A 21,545-nucleotide genomic window follows, 5' to 3' on the forward strand; every position below is an offset into this window, starting at 1 on the left:
GTACTAGGCGCGGCCTGCCATCCAGTCGGGTGTCGCTGGCGCGCACCGTGGGGTTCGCGCTCGTGTATGCGCTGGCGCTGCTGGTCGGACGGCTGACCGTCATTGACGGCAGCAGCCTGGCGCTGCTGTGGCCCGCCGCAGGTGTCGCGGTGGTGTGGTTCTGCGTCCAACGGCACGCCCGGACCCGGTGGGTGGACGCCGGTGCCCTGTTCCTGATCGCGCTGGTGGGCAACGTGGCCACGGGTGTCGCGCTCCCGGCCGGTGTGGTGCTGGCGTTGGCCAACCTGGTGCAGGCCGTGGTGTTCGTGTGGCTGCTGGGACGCTGGCGGCCCACCCTGTGGGGCGCCGATGGCGGCGCCCGGCTGTCCGCGCCGCGGGACCTGGCCTACCTGCTCGCTGTCACGGTCGTCGCCGCGACCGTGAGCGCGGTGTTCGGCCTGACTGGTCTGTGGCTGGCCGGCGCGCCGATGTCGTGGCTGGTGGTGGTGGAGTGGATGGCCCGGCAGGTCGCCAGCGTGTTCGTGCTGGGCACCACCGGGCTGTGGTTCGGGCCCGCCGTCAGCGGATTCCGGGCCCGGTACGGGTCGGTGGCCGGCTGGTGGCAGGCCACGGACAAGGCGTTGCGGGCGATGCCGGCATGGCGGGTCGCCGAGTACCTGGCCGTGGCGCTGTGCTCCACCGTCGCGTATCTGTTCGGGTTCGTTTTCGACCATGGTCTGCCGCTGGCGTTCCCGCTGATCGCGCTGACCGTGTGGGCCGCTGTCCGGCTGTCCACCAGCTTCCTGGTCCTGCACCACCTGATCTTCGGCGCGGCGGCGATGCTGTTCACCCTGTATGGCGAGGGACCGATGGCGGCCCTCGCGGACCCGCACGCCCGGGCCATGACCGCGCAGGTGTACGTGGTGCTGATCGCCGCCATCGGGCTCGCCCTCGCGCTCGGCCGCGACGAACGCACCACGCTGACGGCCGAACTGACTCGGCACGCCGCGCTGATGAGCGCGGTCATCGACTCGATGGCCGACGGCCTGTCCCTGGTCGACGCGGACGGCCAGGTCGTGCTGCGCAACCCCGCCGGGGTGCGCCTGCTCGGGCCCGCCGGGGCCACGAGCGACGTGCAGCCCCGGGCACATCACCTCGACGGCAGCCCGGTCACCGCGCAGGCGCTGCCGCCGGCGCGGGCCCTGGCCGGTGAGCAGGTCGACCCGGTCGACCTGCTGTTCACCGACCCGGACGGCCGCGACGGGCGGATCGTGCAGGTCTCCGCGACCCCCCTGCCCGGCTGCGACGGCACCCGCAACGCGGTCGTGCTCTACCACGACGTCACCGCCGAACGCCGCCACCGCGACCAGCTCGCCACCTTCGCCGGCGCCGTCGCGCACGACCTGCAGAGCCCGCTGGCTACCGTGGAAGGCTGGTCCGAAGCCGCCACCGACGCCCTGGACGCCGAGCAACCGGCCATCGGCATGGCCCGCGACGGCATGACCCGTGTGTCCCGCGCCGCCGCGCGGATGCGGGGGCTGATCAACGACCTGCTCGCCTACACCTCCGCCCGCGACGCCGACCTCACCCTCACCCAGGTCGACCTGACCAGCATGGTCGGCGACATCGCCGCCGGCCGGGCCGACACCGCAGCCGCCACCGGCCTCCCCGTGCCGCAGGTCGCCCTCGGCAGGCTCCACCCCGTGCACGCCGACGCGGGCGCGGTGCGGCAGCTCCTCGAGAACCTGATCGGCAACGCCATCAAATACACCGTCCCCGGTGTCGCTCCACATGTGCGGGTCACCAGCACCCAGTCGGGCGGCCTCGTGCAGGTCACCGTCGCGGACAACGGCATCGGCATCCCCGCCGGGCAACACGAAGCCATCTTCGGCAACTTCGACCGCGCCCACCCCGGCGCCGGCTACGCGGGAACCGGACTCGGCCTGGCCATCTGCCAGGGCATCGTCGCCCGCCACGGCGGCACCATCCACGCCGACGACAACCCCGGCGGCGGTTCCCGCTTCATCTTCACCCTGCCCGCGGCCGATCCGATCAGCGCCCCAGCGGACGCAGACGCACGGCTGCACGCCGTGCCCTCCACGCCCGCACCAGCAACCATCCGCCAGCTCACACCCCAAGCTCCCACCGCGGCGGCACCAGTCCGATCCGCCGCCTGAGCAGCCCCCACCCTGCCCCGGCAGTGACCAGCCGGTAGCAGGGCGGCCCCACAGGTGATGGCGCCCGCGCACCCGCAGACCCCACCACTGGATCGCCAGGCCGGACCGGGGCCCCAGAGCACGCGGCACACCCCTTTGCCGTGTGCAGGATGCCTATCCTCGCCACCCCAGCAGAAGAGGCAGCCCTCCGAACAGGACCCCGGTCCGAACACGCCAGGGTCGGGGTGAGGAGCCGGCCCGGCGTGCTGCGCTCGTTCAACGAGATCGCCCGTAGTCCGACACGCCCCATCGCGACCGGACACCGCCACCGGACGCATCCTGCATCCAGGGAGGACAACGGTCCTCAACCCGCGTGAAGTAGCTGACCAACTTCGACTTCGACGCCAGCCCCAACATCAGTTCAGCGATGGCCACCACGTTGGCCACCTGCGGTTGATCAACGCGTGCATCGGGCCGCATCGCTTGTCGCGTACGTCGCCGACGTCGTTCCCAGGGTGCGCAGAAGGTTCCCGCACTCGGCTGATCGGCTACGCAGCGGCTCGCCGCGGCTTCGGGTGTTTAGATCCTTCTGCACGAATTGTCGTGGATGATGGGTGTGAAGCAGCTTTGATCTTGCAGGTGGGGAGGCCACCGGTCTCGCCCGGCTGAAGCGATGCCGGTACGTGGTCGAGCTGGTGATCGGGAGAGCCCGTGGCGAACCGGGTGAACGCGCACACCGCGCCGGGCCGGGCGCTGGCCGGGGTGTGCGTCGCGCTGCTGGCGCTCGTCACCGCGGGGGCTTCCTGCCGCCGGTCTGAGCCGGCCGCCGAGCCGGTCCGGATCGTCGGGCTGAGCGCGCTCGCGGCGCCGCCGGCGGGCAGTTCGTGGGCGCCGAAGCCGGTGACGGTCGGTGGGCTGGCCGCGCTCGCGCAAGCCGGTGCCCGCGGGTACGCGGTACACACGACCGGCGGTGACCGCACGTTCCTGCCCGGGGTGAACCTGGGCAGTACCACCCCCGGCTTTCAGCCGGGAGAACTGGCCATCACCGCTGCGGACTACCGGGCCTGGTTCGCCGCAATGGGGCAGCTGGGAGTCCGGGTGGTGCGCAACTACACCATCCACCCGCCTGCCTTCTACACCGAACTCGCCGCGTACAACACCAGCCACCCCGACCGGCCCCTCTATCTCATCCACGGTGTGTACCTGCCGGACGAGTCGTACATCGAGAAGGAGAACCTCTACGACCCGGCCGTCACCCAGGCGTTCACGGCTGAACTGCGCGCCGCCTCGGCCGCCGTCTCCGGCAACCTCACCCGCCCGGCGACACCCGGCCATGCCAGCGGCGCCTGGACCACCGACGTCAGCCGATGGCTCGCCGGGTGGATCATCGGCGTCGAATGGGATCCCACCGCGACCTCGGCCAGCGACCGCAAGAACCGCGCGGCCCCCGCCCACCACGGCCGCTACTTCACGAACACGGGCCAGGCCAGCCCGACGGAACGGTGGCTGGCGGCCCGGATGGACGAACTGGCCACCGCCGAGGCAAGCCGGGGGCGCACGGAGCCGATCGCGTTCGCGAACTGGCCCACCGCGGATCCGCTGCATCACCCGGCGGAGCCGCTGGAGCAGGAAGACCTCGTCGGGGTGGACGCCAACCACGTCCGGCCGACCCCGGCATGGCCCGGCGGCACATTCGCCAGCTACCACGCCTACCCGTACTACCCGGACTTCCAACGCTACGAGTTCCCCGGCCGCCCGGACCCGTACGCCGAATACCTGACCGCCCTGCGCAAACATCACACCGGGATGCCGGTGGTGATCAGCGAGTTCGGGGTGCCCTCCTCGATCGGCAGCGCACACGCCGGCCCGCTGGGCCGCGACCAAGGCGATCACAGCGAGTCCGAGGCGATGCGGATCGACGCGGACGTGCTACGAGTGATCCGCCGACAAGGCATGGGCGGCGGATTCGTGTTCGCCTGGGCCGACGAATGGTTCAAGAAGACCTGGAACACAGTGGACCACCAAATTCCCGCGGACCGGCGTCAACTCTGGCACGACCCGATGACCAACGAGCAGTACTTCGGCATCCTGGCCACCGACCCCAACGGCCCACCGGACCAGCCGGTCCAAACCCTGCTGAACGACCCGAACGGGGTACCCGCGCGGAAGGTCACCGCCCGCCGCGACGAGAGCTACCTCTGGCTCACGATCACCCTCGCCGACCCCGCCCCAGCCAAGCTCACCATCGGCCTGGACGTCCTGCCCCAGCTCACCGGCAGCCCACCCCCAGGTGGCCTGGACCGGCGCCCAGACACAGCGCTGAGCCTGGACCTGGCCGCCCAGACCGGGCAGGCGTGGATCCGCGCCGAACTCGACCCCCTACAGACAGACTGGCCGGTGCCCGACAGCGCGCGCCCCAAGACGGTGCCCGGCTGGCACGCCTACCAGCTGATCACCAACCGGCCGTTGTACGTCCCCACCCTGGACCGGGTCCTTCCGGTCGAGCTGTTCGACGCCGGCAAACTCCGCTACGGCACCCTCAACCCCACCGAACCCGGCGCAGACAACCGCTCCCTGTGGGTCCGCGACGGCGCCACCGTGACCGTGCGGGTGCCCTGGGCGCTGGCCGGCTTCTCAGACCCGTCATCGCTGCAGGTCCTCACCCCACACGGACGGGAACCAGCCACCGCCACCAGCCCCGGCGTGACCGCCATCCTCTCCATCGACCACATCGACCAGAGCACTCAGCCGTTCACGTGGCAACCATGGCAACGCGTGTACCACACCGAACGCCTCAAACCCGGCGCCGACGACCTCCAACGCGCCTTCATCGCGACCGGCGAGTAGGCCCACAGTGTGCAGCCGTCCCGATCCTGACAGCCGAGTCTGATGGTCCATGAAAGCGGGATGACTCAGACGTGGTTCCACGGTCGTCAGTGGCCCCACTCGGACGGCCGAGTGGGGGCCAGCGCAAGCCGTCGGAATCACCCTTGCGCCACAGATGTGGCAATCAATAGGTATATTTGCGTAGCGCCTGAACTGGGAGAACGCGCCAGCAGAGCCGTCGACCCCCAGAGAAACATGTGGATGTAGGAATGCACTGTCCACAACCGGCGGGTATCCACGTTGAGATGCTCGGAGGGCCTCAGACCCAAGAACCAGAGCAACCCCGACCAAGATCACCCCCCTGGGTGTCGCGGCCTATGGGGACGCTGGAGGCGTGTCGAGCACTTGCCGAACACAGCTCAGCAACTCGTCGGGCGTGAACGGTTTGAGAACCACATCGCAGATATGCGGAAGCTGGCGGCGAACCTCATCGGGGGTCACCGAGCCGGTCACCATCATCACCGGGATGGCCGACAAGTCGTCATCGTCGTGCAGCAGCAGGGATGCTTCGAAGCCACTCATGCCCGGCGGCATCAGGCCGTCCAGCAGGACCAGGTCCGGGCGTAGCGCGCGAACCCGCTCTATCGCGGCCCGACCGTCGTTGACGGTGATCACGGTATGCCCCGCACCCTGCAAGATCCGCGAGATCAGCTCGCGCATCGCCGCCTCGTCGTCCGCGACAACGATAACCGCCATCCAGGCCCTCCAACATCGCCACCAAGTAAGGACCACCCAGGGTCACATGGGTGACAACCGGGACGATCTTGACGCGCGCGACCCGGTTCAGTGACTACCGACGGAGCCGAGACCCGACCCACTAGACCGGGAACGGCGCCGAATCCAAGATCAAATATCCGTGGCGCTGGGGCAGTTAAACAAACGTGGGGCCGTCACGAACGCAGAACCGTACTGTCCACAACCGGCGAGGATCCCCGTTGAGATCCTCCGAGGGCCCGTGAAGACCCCGCAGACCGGCTGTCTGAGCGCATGCAATGGGGCGTTTGCGCGTGGCGTTGTCGCGCGATCGGTGCGGCGGTGTCCGCACGTCCGGATGCCCGGGTGGGTTGGTCAGGTGGAGGTGCCGCCGTGCTCGGGCGGGCTGGCGTAGGGGTGACGCCCGTCGAGGACGTCGAGCAGCCCGGTGATGGTCAGGACTTGTTCCACAACCCCGCGGGCGCCGGCGATGCGCAGCCTGCTGTGGTGTTCCGCGGCGACGCGCTGCGCGGTCAGCAGCGCGCGCATGCCGGTGGAGTCGAGGAACGTCACCTCGCTCAGGTCGATGACCAGGTGAGCGGGTTCGCGATCGGCGAGGGTCTTCTCCACGGCTTCGGTGACCTGGACGGCGGTGACCATGTCGATCTCGCCGGTGGCGCTCAGGCGCGTTGTCGCGTCGCTATCGGCGTGGGTGCTGACGGTGAGCACGGGCATGGGCTGTTCCGTTCAGTAGCGGAAACAAGCAGACGTCGCGCTACTCGTATGGCGGCCGCCAAATCGGCGACAAGTTCAACGTACTACGCCCGGACCTGGCGCCGACGACGTCGCTCCGCAGCACGTCCGTCGGAGGCGGCACCGCCATGTCCACAACCGGCGGGTATCCCCCACGGCAGCCACCCGGTCCGGGCCGAGGGGTCATGCTGGGCGGCGCCGGCGCGGCCACTCCCCCGCCGGGCCGGCCGCGGCCCCGGGCAGTAGGTGGGGCCGGGCGGGTAGCAGCGCCACCGGCACGAACAGGGCCCCGCCACGCACATAGCGTGGCCCTGTTCGCACCAAGATCGGTCTCACCAGCGACAGCTCCTCCACCAGGAGTTATGCTCACGGATTAGTACACATGTTCGCCGTCTTCCCCGGTTGGCGTACGTACGTCCGCGGAGCCACGCGCACGGGGAGGGAGCGAGATGGCCAGCGCCGAGCGTGCCTGGAGCGGCGCCGGCCGTATCACCGGCCCGGCGGACGTCGCCCGGGTGATCGCCGAGGTCAACGCGGCCGGGCTTGGCCGGGATCGCACCGCGGCGCTGGCCCGCAGCGTGGCCACGGCCGACGACGTCGCGCTGATGGGCCCGGACGCTTCCCGGACCTTGCCGGTGCTGCCGGGACTCGCCGACCTGTTCCCCGTCGGTGGGCTGCGTCGCGGCAGCGTCATCACCGCGACCGGCAGCACGTCGCTGCTCATGGCGTTGATCGCGCCGGTGGTCGCGGCCGGGTCGTGGGCTGCGGTGGCGGGGATGCCGGACTTCGGGGTGCTCGCGGCGATCACGGACTACGGCATCGCCAGCGAGCGGCTGGCCTTGGTGCCCGCGCCAGGCCCGGACTGGCCCACCGTGGTCGCCGCCCTGCTCGACGGCTTCGACCTGGTCGTCGCCGCCACCGCGGGCGGCCCTCCGGCCGATTCGGTGGTGCGGTCGCTGGCGGCCCGCGCCCGGCAGCGGGGCAGCGTTCTGATTGCGGCCAGTCCGTGGACGGGCACCGACCTCACCGTGGAACTGGTCGCCCGGCAGTGGATCGGGTTAGGTGCCGGCCGGGGCCGATTGCGCCTTATGCACAGCTCGGTTGCTTCGTATGGTGCTTGAGCTGCGGTTCTGCGTCGTGGACATGCCAACAGAGACACCCGCCAGAGATCACATGGGGCGCCGGGGGCCTTGGGGTCTTGCTGTGGCGGAGCGGTGTCAGTCTTGCTCGGTGAGCCATTGTTCGGCCTGCGCCGCGGCTCGTTCGAGCGGTGCCATGATGGGTCCGTCGTCGGGGACGAGGCCGTTCGGGCCGAGGGCGTTGGCGAGGCCGGTGTTGTGCAGTGTCGCCATCAAGGGAGGGTCGACGCCGGCGAGTATGAGGCGTCCTCCGGCGTGGTTGAGTTCGGTGGCGCGGCGGCGGAGCAGTTTGATCATTCCGGAGGTCGGCACGTCGGGCAGCCCGCGGAGCGACAGGATCAGCACCGGCTGGTGTGCGTCGCCGATGTCGGGCCAGTGTTGGTCGATGCGGGGCAGCTCGGCGAACAGGCTGACTCCCTCGTAGTGCAGCACGGTGACTGATCTCGATGTCAGCCGTGCGGGGACGGGCGCTGGTGTCCACTGGCGGTTGGTGTCGCGGACCAGTGCGACGAGCCGGGCCTGCCGGGCCGCTTGCGCGCAGTAGAGCAGCAGTGACAGCACCGCGGACAGGATGACGGCCTGTTGCAGGGGCAGTTGGGTGGTGGCGAGGAACGTCAGGGCCATCGCCGCGGTCGACAACTTCGAGGTGCGCCAGACGAGAATGACGTCGTGGCGGCGGCCCCAGATCAGTTCCCCGCCCACGACGAGGATGAGCCCGCCGATGACCGGCATCGGGATCCGTTCGGCCAAGGGGGCGCAGGCCAGCACGATGACGGCGAGCCATAGCCCGGAGAAGATCCCTGCCCAGCGGGTGCGTGCGCCGGCGGCGACTGCGACTCCGGTGCGGGACAGGGAGCCGCCGACGGGCAGCGACTGGAACAGCCCGCCCGCGACGTTGGCCGCTCCTTGGGCGATGAAGTCGCGGTTCATGTCGCTGCGGGAGCCGTCCGGGTTTGGCACCGTCGGTGCGATACCCGCGGCTTGGGCCAGCGCCACCAGCGCCACGGAGACGGCCCCGCCGACGAGCGTGCCGAACGTCGACCAGTCGGGCATGGTGAGGTGCGGCAGTGAGGCGGGGATGGCCGCGATCCCCTTGACGAGTTCGACGTCGGTGCCGAGTAACGCGACGGCGACGCTCACGACGACCATGGCGACTAGCAGCGCTACCGTCTCCAGTCGGCGTACCGCGTGCGCCAGCGCCCAGACGGCGACCGTGGCCACCGCGACCAGGGTGGTGGCGAGTTGCCATGATCCGATATGTAGCAGCCAGTCTCCGAGCTGCACCAGCTTGTTGTGTCCGTGCGGCTGGTAGCCGGTGGCGTCCTTGAGTACCCCGGTGATGATCTGCAGGGCGATGCCGGTGGAGAAGCCGGTCATCACGGCGTTGGACACGAAGCTCATCACCGCGCCGAGCCGCAACACCCCCATGAGCACCATGACGAGGCCGGTCATGACGGCCAGCAACGCGACGTTGCCCGCGTCTGCCGGGTTTAGCCCGGCCGCGGACAGCACGCTCTGCGACGTCAGTGCGATCGCGCTGGTCAGCGTCGTGACCATGAGGACGGTGCGGGCGGTCAGCGACCCCGCGATGACGGGCAGCACGCCGGAGAACAGGCCTGCGACGGGGTTGAACCCGGCGATCGCCGCGTACGCCATGCCCTCGGGGATGCTGAACAGGCCGGTCACCAGGCCGGCGGAGACGTCCGAACCGGTCGGCCGGGTCAGGGTGGGCCGGCGCATCAGCTTGTCAGGCCGCTGAGGGCGTCGCCAGCGTATTTGGCGCCCAGGACCAGCAGGAGCACGGTCATGATGGCGGTGTTGTGCGCGGCCATCCATCCCTTCCAGTCGGCGAGGGCGTGTGCGGATCGCGGGCCGCCGACGAGATAGACGCCAAGCGGCAGCAGGACGCACAGCGAGCCGATCAGGACCAGCAGCGCGGCGGCGACGGCCTGGGCGCCGTCGGTCGCGCCCGTACCGGCGATGGACACCGCGCCGCCGACGGCGAGGACCAGGTTCTTGGGGTTGGCGACCGCGAGCGCGGCCGCGAGCCCGGCCGATTTCGTGGGAGTGAACTGGTCGATCGCTTGCATCCAGCCCGGCTCGCTGGTGGGCTGCCCGGCGCGTGGCCGGTCGTGGCACTGCTTGGCGCCGAGGGCTAGGAACAGCAGGCCGAGGGCGAGTTTGAGCCACAGCGTCCAGCCGACCGGCGCCCCGCTCGACGCGGCGGCACCGGACCCGATCAGCAGCACCACGGTCACGACCAGCGCTAGCGAGACCAGCCATCCGGTGGTGAAGGCCAGCCCGTTGGCCCGTCCATGCGGGGTGGCGAGCATGAGGATCACAGCGATGATGGGTAGCGGGCTGATCGCGATGCCGACCGCTGAGGCCAGCATCTGACCGATCGCGTCACCCATCCCAACCCCGTTCCGGACCCTAGCTGTCGTAAGGGTCATACATCACCAGTGCGCGCCTGCGATCGACTTCACGGAAATCGGGTGCGTAGGACCTTTGCGATATCAACCGAGATCAGCCGTCAACGTGACACTGCCGGAGCCACCCAGACGTGGCTCATGTCGATGCCTGGTCGGCTGCCCGCGCGTCCCGGCCCCGTGCTACCGACGGGACGTCTGCCGGTCCGCGGTCGAGTGCCATGAGCGGGGCCACAGCCAGAGCAGGAGCAGGCCGCAGGCGAGTGCGATCACCGCGGCCATTTTCACCGCGCCGGCCGCCCCGGCTGCCTGCGCCTGGTGGTAGCCGTCGATCACCCGGGCGCGGTCCGCGTCGGATAGGCCGGCGAGCTGGTTCTGGCCCGCTTTCGAGGCGGTCAATGCCTGTCGCAGGTTGTCGATCTGCTCGTCGGTGAGCCCAGCTTGGTGGCCGAGCCGGCTGCCGGTGTTGGTCTGGAACGCACCCGAGGCGGCGGCCAGCAGCGCCACGCCGAGCGAGCCGCCGAGCATGCTGGTGGCCTTGAACAGCCCGGACGCGGTTCCGGCGAGCTCTGGTGGCGGGCCGGCGACCGCGGTGTCGGACAGGGGTGTGGAGAGCAGCCCGATGCCGGTGCCCAGCACCAGCAGGCCGGCCGCGAGCAGCCAGTAGGGCGACGTGGTGGACAGGAAACCGGCGACGAGCGCGCCCAGGGCGATGATGTACATCGCGGACAGGATCGGTCCGCGTGGGCCGTGGTGTTGCCCGATGCGCTGTCCGATCGGGTTGAACACCAGGATGGTGAGCGTGGCGGGGAGCAGCAGGCAGCCTGCGACGAGCGGCGAGTATCCGCGTACGTCCTGCAGGTAGAGCGCGAGTACGAAGGAGATCCCGCCGAAGACGAGGTTCATCACGAGATTCGCGACCAGGGCTCCGTCGAAGTCGCGGGCGTGGAACAGCCGGAGTTCCACCAGCGGGTTGCGGACCCGGGCCTCGATGAGGATGAACGCGACCCACAGTACGGCCGACGCGGCGAAGCACGTGAGGATCAGCGGGGAGCTGAAGCCGTCCTCCTGTCCTGCGGTGCACGCGTACAGGAGGAAGAACGCGGCGAGTGCGCTGGTCAGCAGGCCTGCGACGTCGACGCCGCGGGGTGTCTCGGCGTCACGGGACTCGGGGCAGTACCGCAGTATCAGGTAGAAGGCGACCGCGGCGAGGGGTGCGTTCATCCACAGGATCGCGCGCCAGCCGACGGTGGCGGTGAGCAGTCCGCCGAGGGCCGGGCCTGCGGCCTGGCCGACCCAGGCCACGGCCATCCAGGTGCCGAACGCGCCGGGTTGGCTGTCGCGGTCGAACATGACCGGGATCAGGGCGAGGGTGGCGGGCAGGATCAGGGCCGCGCCGATGCCCATCAACGCGCGGCCGGTGACCAGCCCCGGCAGGCCGGACAGGAACGCGCTGAGCAGTCCGAAGGTGCCGAACACCACGGTGCCGATGAGCAGGACGAGGCGGCGGCCGTACACATCGGAGAAGCGCCCGGCGCTGAGCACGACGACCCCGCAGGCCAGGCTGAACGCGTTGTTCACCCATTGCAGGTCGGTGAGGTCGATGTCGAGTTCCTGGGCGATCGTGGGCAGCACGATCCCGGTGTCCGCGAACGCGAGCCAGACCAGTCCGGCTGCCAGGCAGAGCCCGAACAGCGCGATGCGGCGGTGCGGGACGACCGGAGCAGTGGCGGTCACGTCGACGCGCACCTCTTCAGGACCAGTGCCACGGCCAACGCCCTCGGTTAGGGTTCGACGATGTTGAACATGACGTGGAACTCGTCCAGGCAGCCCAGCAGCTCGGTCAGCGCTGCGGGGTCGCCGTCGATGCGCAGGGCGCCGTTGTTGATGGCCTGCTCGAATGTGGTGTCACCGATGCTGATCTGATCGAGCAGCGCGCGGGTCAAGGTGATGGTGGCGTCCGGGTCGGGCAGGCCGCGGCCGGCCCGGTAGGTGAGGGCGGCGTGCCGCACGGTGACGGCGTAGGTCTGGTCGGTGTCGGTGAACTCCCAGTTGAGTGTGCGGGTGGGTAGCTTGGCGGCCTTGTCGGCGTTGAGGCGGATGCCCAGGTAGTCGAAGTACAGGTCGAGGCTCATGGCGCGGATGGTGTCCGGGGTGGCGACGGTGAGTTCGACGCCGTGGAAGACGCCGTTGCGCAGCTCGTGCGCTCCGGACAGGTAGAGGGAGCGCCAGGTGCCGTTCTCGCACTGGTATCCGAGTTGTTCGAGCGCGTCGGCCTGCAGTTCCCGCGCGGCGGTGTTGGTGGGGTCGGTGAACACGAGGTGGTCGACCAGTTCGGCGACCCACCGGTAGTCGCCGTCGGCGTACGCGGCCCGGGCCTTGTCCAGCAGCGCGTCGGGGCCGCCGGCCAGGTCGACGTAGCGGCGTCCCGCCTCGGTGGGCTGGTGCGGGTTGAGGTGGGCGGGGTTGCCGTCGTAGAAGCCGAGGTATCGCTGGTAGATCGCGCGGACGCCGTGGCTGATCGAGCCGTAGTAGCCGCGCAGGTACCACTTGTCGGCCAGGCCGGGCGGCAGTTCGGTGAGGGTCTCGGCGATCTCCATAGGGGTCAGGCCGTGGTTGATCAGCCGCAGCGTCTGGTCGTGCAGGTACTGGTAGGCGTCGCGGATGTCCTCCAGGTAGCCGCGGATGCGGTCGCTGCCCCAGACCGGCCAGTGGTGGGAGGCGAACACGACGTCGGTACGGTCCGCGAACAGGTCGATGGTCTCGTTGAGGTAGGCCGACCACGCTTTCGCGTCGCGGACCTCGGCGCCACGCAGCGTGAGCAGGTTATGCAGGGTGTGGGTGGCGTTCTCCGCCGCGCACAGGGCCCGGAACTGCGGGAAGTAGAAGTTCATCTCCGCCGGGGCCTCGGTGCCCGGTGTCATCTGGAACTCCAGGTCGACCCCGTCGATCGTGAGCCGGGTGCCGGTCTTGTCGATCAGGTCGGTAGGTGGGATCAGCGAGATCGTGCCCGAGGACACCGCCTTGCCCAGACCGATGTCGACCTGGCCGCGCTCGTTGCGCGGCAGGAAGATCCCGTACTGGAAGTGGGAGCGGCGGCTCATCGCCGTGCCAGCGAAGACGTTCTCCGATACCGCGTTCTCCAAGAATCCGGACGGGGCGTAGATCTTGACCCGGCCGGAGGTGATGTCATCGTCGCTGACCAGGGCGCGCACGCCGCCATAGTGGTCGACGTGGCTGTGGGTGTAGATCACCGCCACCACGCGCCGGTCGCCCCGGTGCCTGCGGTACAGGTCCATCGCCGCGGTCGCGGTCTCGGTGGAGATGAACGGGTCGATGACGATGATCCCGGTGTCGCCCTCGACCACGGTGATGTTGGAGATGTCCATCCCGCGCAGCTGATACACCCGGTCTGTCACCTCAAACAGACCGGCGACCCGGTTGAGCTGGGCCTGGCGCCACAGGCTCGGGTTCACCGTCGCCGGCGCCGTGGGAGCGTCCTGGAAGCTGTAGGCGCCGAGGTCCCAGATCGGGAACCCGTTCGGCCGGCGGATCGCCTCGGTCGATGCGGCCTCGACCAGGCCGCGGGACACGTCCTCGAAGTCCTGCCGATCGGAGAAGGGCAGCAGGGCGAGCATGGCTTCGTTACGCGCCCGCGTCGAAGGCTGAGCGTCCTTCGGGCCGGCGGAGGCGGTCTCGGTGATCATGATGTCCGGTCTCCTCGTCCGATTCGATGTCGCGCCCCGGGTCCGGGCGGCCACCGTCGACCGACATCAGGCCCCCAACCCGCCTTCCATCGTGTAGAACTCACGGTGAGGTTGTCCTAAGAACTGCGGTATTGCTGGCATTGCCCGGGGGGCGGTGATGACCGAAGGTCGCGCAGCGGCGCGAGCGCCCGGCCGTGCGGAACCACCGGCGATCGTGTGGTCATGGCCGGACGCCGCACGCGGCCTGGTGTACGCGTTGCCCGCGATCGCGGTCAGCAGCGTGAACCCTGCGGCGGGGGTGCCCCTCGCCCTCGGTGTGCTGCCCTCAGCGATCATGCCGTTCCCCGGAACGGCCCGTTCCCGGCCGCTGCTGCTGATCGTCGGCGCCCTGACCGGGGTATCGCTGTTCACGGGTGCGGCGCTCACGCACCTGCCGACCCTCGTGACCGCAGTGACCCTCGTCGCGGTCGTCGCCGCGGCGGCCTGGGCCACGACCCGCGTCGCCGCTGCGCAGCTGCTGCTCGTGCTCGCCGCACCCCTGGTCGCCGTAGGGCTGTCGTACGACGACTGGGCAAGCGCGCTGCGCCTGCTGCTACTCATGGTGCTCGGCGCCGTTTACGCGTGGGCCGTCTCCATGCTGTGGAAACCTCGCCCTCCGCAACCGCGCCCGCAGCGCCCTGTCCCCTCGGCCCCGGCCATGCTCGGCTACGGGTTCTGCCTGGGGACGGCCGCGGCCGTCAGCTACCTCGTCGCCATCGGCCTCGACCTCGACCATCCAGGATGGGCGCCAGCGGCCTGCCTACTCGTCGCCCGACCCGACCCCGACCTGCTGCGCGCCCGCGGCGCGGGACGCGTCCTGTCCGTGATCGTGGGAGCAGCCGCCGCCGTGCTCACCCTCGCCGCGGACGCCGCCAACGGACTGCTCGCCGTCCTCACAGGTGTCGTGATCTCCGCGGCTGCCGCCACCCACGCCAGCCGCTGGTACATCACCTCGGCGTTCACCACATACCTGGTGTTCCTGCTCCTGCTGGGCGACCACCCAAACCAGGCCGGCCAGAAATTCACCGAACGCGTCGCCGAGACCGTCCTCGGCGTCACGCTCGCGGTCCTCAGCGAGCCCGCCCGACGCCCGTGGTTCCGGATCAGCCGCGCCAGCGCCGAGGCAGCACACTGATCCAGAAACATCCGAAGCCTTGCGACTGCTGAAGCGTCCGTGAGTAGCTGTCTCTCAACCTGTTTCCGCAGCTAGCACGAATCTGGTTGCCGCGGGCGCGTCCCAGGCGTTCGGATCGCCGTCACGGTGACGGCGATCCGAACGACCGCGAAGCCGGGTGTGCGGTGGGGCGGGGCGTGGTGTCCACGCTGCACAGCTCGCAGGAGTCGCCGCGGCGTAGCACGTCGAGATCAGCCCGGGTCGCCAGCCGGGTCGCGCTGTGCCGCTCGGTATCGACCGACGTCCCGCTCCTCGACCCGTGATCGAAGTCGTGCCAGAACATTCCACACCCGGACTAGGTGCAGGCGTACGCGAGCGGGTGCCCGCACCGGGTGGCGAACAGCCCCAGCCGCCGATGTAGCCCTGCGGGTTCGCAGGATCAGTCACCCCGTGATCAGTCATCGCCGCTCACGGCGGGTTAACACTCCCGTTGTTAACCCGCAGTCGTCAGTGCTCGTCTGCGCCTCGGTGGGGCAGGGCGTGGTGTCCGGGCTGCGCACCTTCCAGGCATCGCCGCGGCGACAGCAGCAGCCGGCCGGCCTCGGCGAGCGTGGCCTGCACCTGATCCAACGCGGCATGCACCCCGGCCGCCTCCAGGCCCGGCGCCCCCTGGGCCACCGCGTCCGACAACTGCCCCCGGAGCACCGCGAGCTGCACCTCCGCCACGAGCAACAGGGCGGCAACCTCCGGGTCACACCGATCCGGCTGCACCACCTCACCGTAAGCCCGGGTGGCAGATCCCGTCCGGCCCGATCGGCGCGTTCCGCGTGTGGGCCAGGAGGTGCCTTCGGGCTGCCGTCACTGTGTGCAAGATCGGGGCAGCTTCCGTCCGAGCGTTGCGCCACGATCAGAACGTTGCGGTCCGTTGCCGTGTTTGCGATGGGCGCAGGCGGGTACCGGACGAACGTGACATTGCGGAAGTTGGCAGCCGATGTCGAGGCGGTCCGTGGGGCGGTGGCCTCCGAGGTGCTGCCGCCGCAGGATGATCCGCTGCTGGCAGCGGTGCGGGCGGCACACGTTCGGCTGATGGCGGCTGACCAGGAGATTCGACTGCTGTTGGCCTATGGACGCCGGTTCGTCTATCCGCACCCCTATACGTTGGGCGAGCTGGCATCGGTGTCCGGGATGTCGGTGTCGGGGGTGCGGACCGCGTTCGGCGCCGACGACGTGCGCAAGGTTTCGCAGGCCACCGGTCTGGAACCGGCACCGGATGGCCCGCAAGGCGATTGAGGTGACGCCCGTGATGACCGACACCTGCACCGAGCCCGGTCAGATCATGGTCATGGTGCGCGGCGAGATCGACATGGCGGTCTGCGACGACCTGGCGGGCGTGTTGCGGGACGCGATCGGCAGAACGCCGGACGGCCAGGCGGTGGTGGTGGACCTCTCGCAGACCTCGTTCCTGGACTGCGCGGGCATCCGGACGCTCCTGGATAGCCGCCGCGCGGCGACGACAGCCGGCGACGGTTTCCGGGTAATCGGTGCCTCTGGCCTGGTTGCGCGGGTGCTCGGGGCGACCGGCGTGCTGGCGACCTTGACTCACCGGTGCGGTGAATGACCGCTGGGGTGGCACAAGGCAGCGGGCATCACTGCCGCGGCACCAGCGACAGCCAACCCCGAGCACCACGCCCGCCACTGGTCATGCCGCGAGCGTACGACCGACCCGAACCCGATCTTGAAATTCAAGGACAGGCACTGAGTGACAGGCGACGTCCCGTGATGCCGCTGACCGCCGGTTGCCTTCATGGCATCACGCTGGGTAACCAGAGACCCAGGGCTGGGCTTGAGCGGCAAGACGCCATGAAGGCGAGCCTGGGCCCCAGGCCGTGGCGACGTCACGGCCGGTTCCCTGGTGTCTGAGTGCAGCGCAGGTCTCGGATGTGGCCATGGGCGATTTCCAGGCGTTTGGTCAGGTCAGCATTGGCTTCACGGAGTTGCTTGATGCGGTGCAAAGCGGTGTCGAGGCGTCGGCGCAGTGACGCCTCGCTGGCGGGGTGCGGGGTGGTCCGTGCGGTTTGTGTGGTGTGGCGGCGCAGGCTGGTGATGGCGGCGATGAGGTCAGTCTGGGTGTAGAGCCAGGATCGGGACACGCCGGCGGCGCGGGCTATTCCCGCGACGGTGGCAGGCTGGCCGGCGTGTTGGGCGTGGCAGATTGCGGCTTCGGCTTGGCGGCGGGCTCGGGCGGTGCGGCGGTGTCCGGCCTCGCGCAGCGCGTGGGTGTTGTCAGCCGGCGGCATCAAGGTCCTCCAGCCGTCCGCCCGCGACGATCTGATCGTTGGTCGCGGTTTCGAGGACGTCGATGATGGTGTCGAGACGGCCCAGGGTGCGCCGATTCTTTTCCGCGACCCGGGCCAGCCCGGATGCCTCGGCGTCGCTGATCAGCGCGGCGGTTTCGGTGCGGTGGCGGCGGTGCTGGTCGAGGAAGTCCGCCGTGGTGATGAAGAACTGGCAGTCCAGGCACGGGTTGGCGTATTCGCAGTCGGTCTGGATGGGGGCGCCACAGTACCCGTTGGGCAGGGTCACCTTGGCGCGGACCATGCTGAGCCGGCTCCACGACGCGTCGGCCAGCGGGTGATCTTGGTCGATCGTGACGGCTTGGCCGTCGGCGTTGACCTTCACTGCGGATTCCCAGTGCCGGCGCACCGTCTTGTTGTGGATGCGTGCGTAGACCGCCGTCATTTCCGGGGACATGTGGTCGAGCAGTTGCTGGACCACATGCTGGGGCACGTTGGCGTTGATCAGTCGGGTTCCCAGCGTGTGTCGGAACTGGTGCGCGGTGACCCGCACCGGGTTACCGGCCTCGTCGGTGAGATTGAGCCGTTGCAGCCACCGGCGGCTGTGCTCGCGCCAGTAGCTGTCCGACAGGGCGGTGGAGCCGTCCAGGTTGGCCTGGTGCGCGGGGAACAGCCAGGGGCTGCCCTGCGGGAAACGCCGTCGTACCCGTTCCTGCTGGGCGGCGATCTCCCCGGCCAAGGCCTGTGAGATGGGGAAGTACGCGTGGCGTCGCATCTTGCGGTTGATCCACAACAGGTAAGGTGCGCCGTCGTTGTCCCGGCTGACACAGTCCAGGGGCAGCCAGCGGGCGTCCTTGAGCCGCAGGCCGCAGGCGATGAGGATCTGCAGCAGCACCCGGCCGTCGTCGCGGTCGAACTTGGCCACGTTGTCGGGATGCTCGAGTTGCCGCATCACGAACTCGGGGATGAACCGCGGTGCCGGTCGTAGGCGGCGGGGCGTGTCATCGGCGATCACGGCGCTACGCGGCAGGTCCGGCAGCCAGCCGTGGCGGTGCGCGTCCCGCAGGAACATCCCGACGGAGCGAATCGTGCGCGCCCGCGAGTAGTCACTGGGCTGCACGGCGTTCAGGGCCGCGAGCCAGTCTTCGATGCGGTCCCTGGTCACCTGCGACGCCGGCCCGGTCGCGGGTAGCCAGGCGGCGAACACTGCCACCGACTGGATGTTGATCTTCACTTGGGCCGAGGAGACACCTCGGCTGAGTCGGCCGCGAGCCCACCGCTTGGTCGCGGTCTTGAGCCAGGCCTGCGGGATGCCCCCGAAGTGCAGGTACCGGGTCTGGGGGGTGCGGATGTTGACGATGAACAGGTCCCACCGGTCGCGGGGGTACTGGTCGGCCCACGGGTCGTCACTGACCAGCAGGGAGTGCAGCCGCAGTCGGGTGTCCAGCAGGAACGCCAGCCCACCCTCGTTGGTGGGGTTGACCACGCAGGTGCCGACGTGCGCCCGCCACTGCTGCTCGTCGTAGTCCAGCAGGCTGTGCACGCTTGCCCGCTTCAGGTAGCTCAGGGCGCTGGTGACGACTCGCGGCGGTGTCCTCTTCTTCGCCTCATCGTGGCGGCACTGTAACCCGAACTGCGCCTCCAACGTCAACTGCCGAGACAGGCCGGCAAAGCTGATCCGCGGGTCACCGCCACGGGAGAGTTCAGTCAGCCAATCGTCGAGGTCGGGCTTCCGACGCGCTCGCCACCGGGCCTCATGCTTGCGGCACAGACCGTTCGTCAGGCCTTCCGCCCAGCGCCCGCAATCAGGGAACCGGCAGTCCCGTTCGCCGCCTGCCGGTGGCAGATACGTCACCTCGGCGAGGAACTCGGTAATCGTGCGCCCGCGCGGGCGGTAATGCGCCTCGAACGCCCGACCGTGGCGGTGGCACACCGTCCACGCCTTCGCAGACCGGTTACAGCCCCGCACCGCGCACGCCTCGATCTGCGTCAGCCGGCGAATTCGCTCGCGGGTGCGCACGTCCTCGACCGTCACCCACGCGTCCATCGCGGAACCCGACGGCTTACCCGCCCGTGTCCACTTGTCGTAATGGCCCCCACAGAGCCGCTTGATCGGCTGCGACAGCGCCACCACGCAGGACGGGATCCGACACACACCGCTGTAGAACACCGAGGATTCCCGGCTGGGCAAGTAAACCTCACCGCGGAACTCCGGCCGCACCACCTCCATCAACCTTTCCAGCAGGCCGGTCGAGGAACCCACCCGGGTGTGCGTGACGCTCACCTCGTCACCGTCGCCGAGTCGAACATGCCGGCCGCCTGAAGTACCCGCCGGTGATCAGCAACCGTCAAGTGGGCGTAGGTCTGCGCGGTCGTCTGCGACGACGAGTGACCAAGCAGATCGGCGACCACCTCAATCGGCACCCCGGCCCGCAGCAGCCGCGTGGCGAACGAATGCCGCAGCGCATGCGGCGTGAACCCGGCGATGCCGGTGTCCCTGCGCAGCCGGCCCGCCAGCTTCTCCACCGTCGAGTCGGTCATCGGGACGCCGACCGGCGGCCGGAACAGGTTGACGAACACGTAGTCGCTGTCCACGCGGCCGTACTCGAACTCCATGTAGCTGGCGTAGGCGTCGAACACCACCGCGCCTGCGGGCACAACTCGGAACCGCAGACCCTTGACCCTCGCCTGGTTAGCGTTGTCGACCCGCGGCACGACGTGCACCTCCCCCTGACGCAGCCGAAGATCCCTGTGCCGCAATCCCAGCGCTTCGCCAAGCCGCAGCCCCGTCTCAGACAACAGCAAGATCAAAAACCGGTCGCGGCGCCGACGACACGAGCCCAGCAACCGACGTACCTGCGCTTCCGTCAATGCCGGCGGCGGGGTTCTGAGCGTCGGCACGTTGATCGGGCTGCGCTGCTCCCGCCACGGCCCGCCTCGCCGGGTGTGCGCCAACATCGGGATGAACGCCCCCGTCGCTCGGGGCCCCACCACCTGGCCGAAGACCGCAGGAACCGACCCATCGCGCCGGCCATGGAAGGCGAAGAACGCGGTCAGCGTCGACCGCTTGCGCCGCAGCGTGCTGTTCGAGACCCTCGACGGCACTGCGGGAAGAAGGAACACGCCCCGCGGCCGCGCCGCAACCGGCCGGCGAAGCCAAGCGAAGAACTCCGCCACCGCGTCGATATCCACATCGCGGTACGAGCGGCCCGAGATGTCCAACCACTCGACGAAGTCACGCAGGTCATGCGCGTACGCGGCGACCGTGTTCGGCGACCGACCCACAGAGGTCAGCCACCGCAGGAACACCTCGACCGGCACCACCGGCAGGCCATCACCCCCGACCACCGTGTAGGAGACCGCGTCGTCCGGCACCTGGCGGAGCCGCTGCACCCGCGGAACACCGACCATCTGCCCGAGCCCTCCCGTCAAGGACACTTCACCGACCGTGTCCACCACGGGAGAGGCGTCATGCCCACAGGAACGACTCAGACATGCTGGACGAAACCAGCAAGTACCAGATAATGCGCCGCCAGGAGGTCGTGGTCCGGGCAACGGGACGCGGGCGCGCCGCGCGGCCCCGCACCGCGACGCTCACCTTGCCGCCAAGGCAGGATGAGTTGCAGCCGCTGCAACAGCCGACCGACGGTCCGAACGTCGGGCAGGGACCGGTTCCGGTTGCGGCCGTGCCGACCGCCTTGCGCTCCGTCGAGGCTGTGCCGCAGGCACCGGCTGGGTTGCCCGCTCATCTGCAGATGCACGAGGTGGAGCCCCCGGCTGACCTGTGGGGTCCGCTGGTCCGGAGCGTGCCGCGGGTTGAGCGTCGCAACCCGTGGTGATCAGGTCGCTGGGTCGCTGCGTCGGGTGGCCGCGAGGGCAAGGACCAGGTGTGCGGACGCGGCGCCTCCGATTGAGGCGTCCAGCGCCACGGTGACGGCGTGGTCAATGGCACCGGGACCGGCTGGGTCGCCGGGTCGCGCGTGTCCCTTTCGGATCGTTCTGCAGGTCCTCCGCACTGAATGGGTGCACGCGGGCCGGGGTCAGCCCCGGCATCGGCCACCCCGCGCCGTACGACCGCCATCGCCTCGCGATCAACCCTCAATGAAGATCGAACCTGGTCTGAGCCGACCTGGATCGCGCCGCGGTCTAGTGAAAGGACTCTATGGTCCACCATCCCACCAGCGGTTTCACGACCTCAGATACCGGTACGGATCTCCGATTTGTCGATGGGCTCGACGGCCCTGGCTCAGTACAGAGATGGCCCGTCCCAGCAGCTCGAACGACAACTATCACTCACGCAGGGCCGACGCCTGCCGCGACCCGTCCTGAACGGATCGATCTTGTCGAAGCGCCCCA

Annotated in this window: 17 protein-coding genes; 7 read left to right on the plus strand and 10 right to left on the minus strand. The window is 69.5% G+C overall.

What is annotated here, in order from left to right; all coding sequences use genetic code 11:
- Positions 1-29 precede the first annotated feature (29 nt).
- Together ACMCNN_RS29390 and ACMCNN_RS29395 are read left to right on the plus strand one after the other, a co-directional pair.
- Entirely contained in the window at positions 30-2,156 is a 2,127-nt protein-coding gene (locus tag ACMCNN_RS29390) for an ATP-binding protein (protein WP_412743713.1), read from the plus strand.
- Positions 2,157-2,846: 690 nt separating this feature from the next.
- Positions 2,847-4,982 carry a hypothetical protein gene (locus ACMCNN_RS29395; RefSeq protein WP_412743714.1) on the plus strand — a complete coding sequence of 712 codons (2,136 nt, stop codon included), beginning with the start codon at positions 2,847-2,849 and terminating at the stop codon, positions 4,980-4,982.
- A 354-nt stretch (positions 4,983-5,336) separates the two neighbouring features.
- Here the strand turns inward: ACMCNN_RS29395 and ACMCNN_RS29400 are convergent, their stop codons facing one another.
- Positions 5,337-5,717, minus strand: a complete 381-nt coding sequence (locus tag ACMCNN_RS29400) for a response regulator (RefSeq protein WP_412743715.1) — start codon at positions 5,715-5,717, stop codon at positions 5,337-5,339.
- A gap of 372 nt (positions 5,718-6,089) precedes the next feature.
- Positions 6,090-6,449 (minus strand): STAS domain-containing protein, encoded by a 360-nt coding sequence (locus ACMCNN_RS29405; RefSeq protein ID WP_412743716.1) that lies wholly within the window; start codon positions 6,447-6,449, stop codon positions 6,090-6,092.
- A gap of 467 nt (positions 6,450-6,916) precedes the next feature.
- On the opposite strand from ACMCNN_RS29405, the gene ACMCNN_RS29410 reads away from it, so the two are divergent.
- Positions 6,917-7,588, plus strand: coding sequence for a hypothetical protein (locus ACMCNN_RS29410; RefSeq protein WP_412743717.1), 672 nt, complete (start codon positions 6,917-6,919; stop codon positions 7,586-7,588).
- A 96-nt stretch (positions 7,589-7,684) separates the two neighbouring features.
- On the opposite strand, the gene ACMCNN_RS29415 is transcribed toward ACMCNN_RS29410, so the two are convergent.
- The 4 genes from ACMCNN_RS29415 to ACMCNN_RS29430 all read right to left on the minus strand — a co-directional run bounded on the left by ACMCNN_RS29415 (position 7,685) and on the right by ACMCNN_RS29430 (position 13,742).
- Positions 7,685-9,346 (minus strand): SulP family inorganic anion transporter, encoded by a 1,662-nt coding sequence (locus tag ACMCNN_RS29415; RefSeq protein WP_412743718.1) that lies wholly within the window; start codon positions 9,344-9,346, stop codon positions 7,685-7,687.
- Entirely contained in the window at positions 9,346-10,020 is a 675-nt protein-coding gene (locus tag ACMCNN_RS29420) for a GAP family protein (RefSeq protein WP_412743719.1), read from the minus strand. Before ACMCNN_RS29420 ends, ACMCNN_RS29415 begins: the two co-directional genes overlap by 1 nt.
- A gap of 198 nt (positions 10,021-10,218) precedes the next feature.
- Positions 10,219-11,772 carry an MFS transporter gene (locus ACMCNN_RS29425; protein ID WP_412739429.1) on the minus strand — a complete coding sequence of 518 codons (1,554 nt, stop codon included), beginning with the start codon at positions 11,770-11,772 and terminating at the stop codon, positions 10,219-10,221.
- Positions 11,773-11,819: 47 nt separating this feature from the next.
- The gene (locus ACMCNN_RS29430; protein ID WP_412743720.1) at positions 11,820-13,742 is read right to left on the minus strand and encodes an alkyl/aryl-sulfatase; all 1,923 of its coding nucleotides are present in this window, start codon (positions 13,740-13,742) and stop codon (positions 11,820-11,822) included.
- A 157-nt stretch (positions 13,743-13,899) separates the two neighbouring features.
- On the opposite strand from ACMCNN_RS29430, the gene ACMCNN_RS29435 reads away from it, so the two are divergent.
- The gene (locus tag ACMCNN_RS29435) at positions 13,900-14,916 is read left to right on the plus strand and encodes an FUSC family protein (protein WP_412743721.1); all 1,017 of its coding nucleotides are present in this window, start codon (positions 13,900-13,902) and stop codon (positions 14,914-14,916) included.
- A gap of 486 nt (positions 14,917-15,402) precedes the next feature.
- Here ACMCNN_RS29435 and ACMCNN_RS29440 read toward each other — a convergent pair whose 3' ends face one another.
- Positions 15,403-15,666, minus strand: coding sequence for a hypothetical protein (locus ACMCNN_RS29440; protein WP_412739426.1), 264 nt, complete (start codon positions 15,664-15,666; stop codon positions 15,403-15,405).
- Between the two features lie 195 nt (positions 15,667-15,861).
- Between ACMCNN_RS29440 and ACMCNN_RS29445 the strand changes: the two genes are divergently transcribed.
- Both ACMCNN_RS29445 and ACMCNN_RS29450 read left to right on the plus strand, forming a co-directional pair.
- Complete coding sequence (locus ACMCNN_RS29445) at positions 15,862-16,185, plus strand: hypothetical protein (RefSeq protein WP_412739425.1); 324 nt, start codon at positions 15,862-15,864, stop codon at positions 16,183-16,185.
- A gap of 13 nt (positions 16,186-16,198) precedes the next feature.
- Positions 16,199-16,513, plus strand: a complete 315-nt coding sequence (locus ACMCNN_RS29450) for an STAS domain-containing protein (protein WP_412741024.1) — start codon at positions 16,199-16,201, stop codon at positions 16,511-16,513.
- Between the two features lie 277 nt (positions 16,514-16,790).
- On the opposite strand, the gene ACMCNN_RS29455 is transcribed toward ACMCNN_RS29450, so the two are convergent.
- From ACMCNN_RS29455 to ACMCNN_RS29465, 3 genes are read right to left on the minus strand one after another with little or no spacing between them, the layout of a single operon-like run.
- A complete protein-coding gene (locus tag ACMCNN_RS29455) occupies positions 16,791-17,192 on the minus strand; it encodes a DUF6262 family protein (RefSeq protein WP_412739424.1) in 402 nt (133 codons plus the stop codon).
- The gene (locus ACMCNN_RS29460) at positions 17,179-19,473 is read right to left on the minus strand and encodes a tyrosine-type recombinase/integrase (protein ID WP_412743722.1); all 2,295 of its coding nucleotides are present in this window, start codon (positions 19,471-19,473) and stop codon (positions 17,179-17,181) included. The genes ACMCNN_RS29455 and ACMCNN_RS29460 overlap by 14 nt, the downstream gene beginning before the upstream one ends.
- Complete coding sequence (locus tag ACMCNN_RS29465) at positions 19,470-20,648, minus strand: tyrosine-type recombinase/integrase (RefSeq protein WP_412739422.1); 1,179 nt, start codon at positions 20,646-20,648, stop codon at positions 19,470-19,472. The genes ACMCNN_RS29460 and ACMCNN_RS29465 overlap by 4 nt, the downstream gene beginning before the upstream one ends.
- Before the next feature lie 35 nt (positions 20,649-20,683).
- On the opposite strand from ACMCNN_RS29465, the gene ACMCNN_RS29470 reads away from it, so the two are divergent.
- A complete protein-coding gene (locus ACMCNN_RS29470; RefSeq protein ID WP_412743723.1) occupies positions 20,684-21,028 on the plus strand; it encodes a hypothetical protein in 345 nt (114 codons plus the stop codon).
- The last annotated feature ends 517 nt before the right edge of the window (positions 21,029-21,545 follow it).

The sequence above is a fragment of the Krasilnikovia sp. MM14-A1004 genome (assembly GCF_047159485.1).
In the GTDB taxonomy this organism is placed as follows: domain Bacteria; phylum Actinomycetota; class Actinomycetes; order Mycobacteriales; family Micromonosporaceae; genus Actinoplanes.

What these genes read in the sequence shown, in the direction of transcription:
- ACMCNN_RS29400 (WP_412743715.1), bottom strand. Translation starts at nt 5,717, where the DNA reads ATGGCGGTTATCGTTGTCGCGGACGACGAGGCGGCGATGCGCGAGCTG.
- ACMCNN_RS29455 (WP_412739424.1), bottom strand. Translation starts at nt 17,192, where the DNA reads ATGCCGCCGGCTGACAACACCCACGCGCTGCGCGAGGCCGGACACCGC.
- ACMCNN_RS29415 (WP_412743718.1), bottom strand. Translation starts at nt 9,346, where the DNA reads ATGCGCCGGCCCACCCTGACCCGGCCGACCGGTTCGGACGTCTCCGCC.
- ACMCNN_RS29405 (WP_412743716.1), bottom strand. Translation starts at nt 6,449, where the DNA reads ATGCCCGTGCTCACCGTCAGCACCCACGCCGATAGCGACGCGACAACG.
- ACMCNN_RS29435 (WP_412743721.1), top strand. Translation starts at nt 13,900, where the DNA reads ATGACCGAAGGTCGCGCAGCGGCGCGAGCGCCCGGCCGTGCGGAACCA.
- ACMCNN_RS29430 (WP_412743720.1), bottom strand. Translation starts at nt 13,742, where the DNA reads ATGATCACCGAGACCGCCTCCGCCGGCCCGAAGGACGCTCAGCCTTCG.
- ACMCNN_RS29450 (WP_412741024.1), top strand. Translation starts at nt 16,199, where the DNA reads ATGACCGACACCTGCACCGAGCCCGGTCAGATCATGGTCATGGTGCGC.
- ACMCNN_RS29420 (WP_412743719.1), bottom strand. Translation starts at nt 10,020, where the DNA reads ATGGGTGACGCGATCGGTCAGATGCTGGCCTCAGCGGTCGGCATCGCG.
- ACMCNN_RS29470 (WP_412743723.1), top strand. Translation starts at nt 20,684, where the DNA reads ATGCTGGACGAAACCAGCAAGTACCAGATAATGCGCCGCCAGGAGGTC.
- ACMCNN_RS29410 (WP_412743717.1), top strand. Translation starts at nt 6,917, where the DNA reads ATGGCCAGCGCCGAGCGTGCCTGGAGCGGCGCCGGCCGTATCACCGGC.